The 4,097-nt window shown below is 63.7% G+C and carries 2 protein-coding genes and 1 pseudogene; 1 reads left to right on the plus strand and 2 read right to left on the minus strand.

Annotated features, from left to right (window positions below; genetic code table 11):
- Both AC1D1X_RS17160 and AC1D1X_RS17165 read right to left on the minus strand, forming a co-directional pair.
- On the minus strand, nt 1-2,159 hold a 2,159-nt coding region (locus AC1D1X_RS17160; RefSeq protein ID WP_477698731.1), incomplete at its 3' end, for a xanthine dehydrogenase family protein molybdopterin-binding subunit.
- A 137-nt stretch (nt 2,160-2,296) separates the two neighbouring features.
- Nucleotides 2,297-2,734 (minus strand): annotated as a pseudogene (locus AC1D1X_RS17165) ((2Fe-2S)-binding protein); the annotation flags it as partial.
- Nucleotides 2,735-2,952: 218 nt separating this feature from the next.
- Between AC1D1X_RS17165 and AC1D1X_RS17170 the strand changes: the two are divergent.
- The coding region (locus AC1D1X_RS17170) for an ABC-F family ATP-binding cassette domain-containing protein (protein ID WP_477698732.1) at nt 2,953-4,097 on the plus strand (1,145 nt) is incomplete at its 3' end.

Genomic DNA, 4,097 nt, shown 5'->3' on the forward strand with positions numbered 1-4,097 from the left:
ACGGGCGCCTGCGCCATTCCCACCATGGCGTACTGGGGGAAATTCTTCTGGCGCACAACACCGTCCTCTATATCTATGCGGCCATGCAGCGCCGCGGTCAGCGCAAAGATAACGCTCCCCTCCATTTGCTGTGCCACGATGCCCGGGTTCACAGCCGTACCGCAATCCACAGCACACACCACGCGGTGAACGCGCAGCATGCCATTGAGCAATGACACCTCCGCGACCTGCGCCACGATGGACCCAAACGATTCATGCAAGGCGATGCCGCGGGCCCGCCCCTCGGGAAGAGCGCTGCCCCAGCCAGCCTTGAGTGCAGCCAGATCCAGCACGGCCAGATGCCGCGGTGCTTCGCCCAGCAGGGAACGCCGGAAAGCGAGAGGATCCTGTCCAGCCGCCCAGGCCAGCTCGTCCACGAAGCTTTCAGAAAAGAACGCGTTATGCGAATGCCCCACCGAGCGCCAATAGCCGACAGGCACGCCCGAGCGCGTGGCCACATGCGACATGGACTGGCTGGCAAAGCCATAAGGCAGGTCGAACAAACCTTCCGCAGCACTTTTATCGGGGGTATCAAAGGGCCCGGACAGGGCCGGCAGGTTGCGTTCGAGCCATCTAGGCGTAATGGCGTCGCCGGYAGACTTGATGGACAGGCAGGTGACGTCGCCCGTTTCGTCCATGGAGGCCCTCAGCCTGGCTACCTGCATGGGCCGGTAAAAGTCGTGCGTGGTGTCTTCTTCGCGCGACCAGATCAATTGCACAGGCCGGCCACCACACTCCACGGCAATGCGCACTGCCTGCGCCACACAGTCGACCTCCAGCCGGCGGCCAAAGCCGCCCCCCAGCAAGGTGACAGTGACATGGACATCTTCCTGAGCCACCCCGGCCACCCGTGCGGCAACGGCCACAGCCATCTGCGGCACCTGGGTGGGCGCCCAGAGCCATACCTTGCCGCCCATGACTTGCGCGGTGCAGTTCATGGGCTCAAGCGTGGCGTGGGCCAGGTAGGGTGCACGATAAAGTGCCTCGATTTTCCGCACAGCGGATGCCTCGGCCTTGCCGGCATCGCCTTTTTCATAAAAGACATGGCCTTCTTCACGTGCCAGAGCGGTTTCCAGCGATTGTTCAATCGCGCGGGTGTCCAGCGCGCCAGCGGGTCGCTGCTGCCATTCGACCGGCACCATCAAGGCCGCCTGCTGGGCCTGCCACCAGGTTTTACCCACCACGGCAAAGCCGGCAGTAGAGCCCGCATAGGCCGGCAGCCGCACCAGGCGCTCCACGCCAGGCAAGGCCAGCGCCGTATTCACCTGAATCGCACCCGCTGAACCGCCCAACATGGGACAAAGCCGGATCGCCGCATACACCATGCCCGGCAACCGGACATCGAGGCCAAAAACGGCCGTGCCATTAACCTTGGCAGGTAAATCCAGGCGCTGGGCACCCCGCCCTATCAGCTTCCAGTCCCCGCGGCTTTTGAGAGTCACGTCCCCCGGCGGAGTCGCTGCGGCAAATTTCGCCAGTTCACCGTAGTGGGATGAGGGGCCTGAGGGGTGCGAAATCACGCCGTTTTTGACTGTGAGCTCATCCACCGGCAATTTCCAGTCCAGCGAGGCGGCCCCCAGCAGGGATGCCCGGGCCGTGGCAGCGGCCAGGCGCACCACGTCCCAGGCATCCGCCAGGCTTGAGGAACCCCCTGTCGCGTTGATGCCGAGCTCACGGGCAACCTTGCCCATCATCCACTCGCCGATCCTGACCGGGGTGGGGCGAACCCTGGGGGCGCCTTCTTTGGCAAAGTCATCGACGTCCAGTGGATGAAAGGGCAGGCTGCCCACCAGCATCGCGACATTACCGTAAATGGCATCAGAACCCGCCTGCGCCACGGTCACCCGCTGCAGCGGCACGTCAAGCTCTTCGGCCACCAGCATGGCCAGCGCCGTGTGCACGCCCTGACCCATTTCGCTGCGCGGCATGGCCAGCACCACACCGCCGTCCGCCCGGATCTTGATCCAGCCATTGAACACCGCGCCATCAAGCTCGGGAATGCTCGCAGGCCAGGGCTTGGCCGGGCTGCCCAGCCGGGAGCGCGCCGGCAACAGGCTCCAGCCCACCAGCAATGCGCCTGCCGCACCGGTTGCACTGAGCAGCCAGGCCCTTCTCTTCATGAGGACGTGGCCCCCACGCTTTTCGCTTCGCGTAATGCGCTGCCCCTTTTTTGCATATTCCGGGGCTCGTTTCCTTGGGGCGGCCCGGCGGAAAATTGAGCCTTAGGTGTTGGGCCCTTGCCGCCGGGCGCCATGCCGGCCGCGCGCTTGATGGCCACCCGGATCCGCTGGTAAGTGCCGCAGCGGCAGATATTGGTCATGGTGGCATCGATGTCCGCATCTGTCGGCTTGGGGATTTTGTCGAGCAGGGCGGCGGCCGCCATCAGCATGCCCGACTGGCAATAGCCGCATTGGGGCACCTGCTCGGCAATCCAGGCGGCCTGCAGGGCGTGTGGCTTGTCCGTCGCACCCAGCGCTTCAATGGTCTGAATGCGCTTGCCCACCACGGCGGACACCGGGACGACGCAGGACCGCACCGCTTCGCCGTCCACCCGCACCGTGCAAGCGCCACACGCGGCCACGCCGCATCCGAACTTGGTGCCCGTCATGTTCAGCACGTCGCGCAGCAGCCAGAGCAAGGGCATGCCGGGGTCGGCGTCGGCCTGAACGGCCCGTCCATTGATTTGCAGTTCCAAGGTCCCTCCTTCAGCGATCGAATCGCCGGAACGAACGACTATATCGGCGAGGCCTGGCAAGCGATAGGGCGCAGATGCGACATCGGCCACTCAGTAATAACTTGTATTTAAGGGATGGCACATATGTGGCGTCATGTGGCCAAAGGCGGGCCCTGCAGGGCCGATGAAGAGCCTATATAGAAACTGCCTCACGGCAGGGGCGGATAATCTGCCCCCTTATGGCACTTATTACCTTACTGGACGCCCAACTCGCTTTTGGGCATGTCGCACTGCTGGACCACGCAGATTTTTCCCTTGAAACCAACCAGCGCATCGGCCTGATCGGGCGCAACGGCACGGGCAAGTCGTCCCTGCTGAAAATTCTCGCCGGCCTCGAAAAACCCGATGACGGCACGCTGCAGCTGCAGCAGAACCTGCGCATCGCCTATGTGCCGCAAGAGCCCAGCCTGGACCCGCATGCTACGGTTTTTATAGCTGCCAGCGAAGGACTGGCGCGCACCAGGCACGTAGTTGAGCAGTATCTTGCGGCCGACGAAAACACCGACCTGGACGCCCTGCAGTCGGAAATCGAGGCGCTGGACGGCTGGACCTGGGAGCAGCGCGTCGAGGAAACCCTGCACCGCCTGCACCTGGACAAGGACGCCATCGTCGGTTCGCTCTCGGGCGGCACCAAAAAACGCGTGGCGCTGGCCCAGGCGCTGGTCGCCAAACCCGACGTGCTGTTGCTCGACGAGCCGACCAACCACCTGGACCTCGATTCCATCGCCTGGCTGGAGGACCTGCTTGTCAATTTCAACGGCAGCATCATCACCATCACGCATGACCGGGCCTTCCTGGACCAGGTCGCCACCGTCATCGTCGAGCTCGACCGCGGCAAACTGAACAGCTACCCTGGCAATTTTGCCCAGTACCTGGTGCAAAAAGAAGAACAGATGGCCCAGGAAGCCGTCATCAATGCCAAGGCCGACAAGCTGCTGGCGCAGGAAGAGGTGTGGATCCGCAAGGGCGTGGAGGCGCGCCGCACCCGCAGCGTGGCCCGCATTGGACGCCTCGAAGCCCTGCGCGACAACCGTGCGGCACGGCGTGATGCGGTGGGCCGCGTCAACCTGGACGTCTCCAGCGGCGAGAAGAGTGGCAAGATCGTGGCCGAACTGACGGATGTGAGCAAAAGCTTTGGCCATCCCGGATCGGAAAAAATCATCGTCAACAAATTCACCGGCACACTGCTGCGCGGCGACAAGGTCGGCCTGCTGGGGCCCAACGGCGCCGGCAAGACCACGCTGCTCAAGCTGATTCTGGGTGAACTGCAGCCCGATGTGACGAATCCGCCCGGCAAAATCCGCCAGGGTGCCAACCTGCAGGT

The organism is Polaromonas sp. P1_G4, assembly GCF_056405475.1.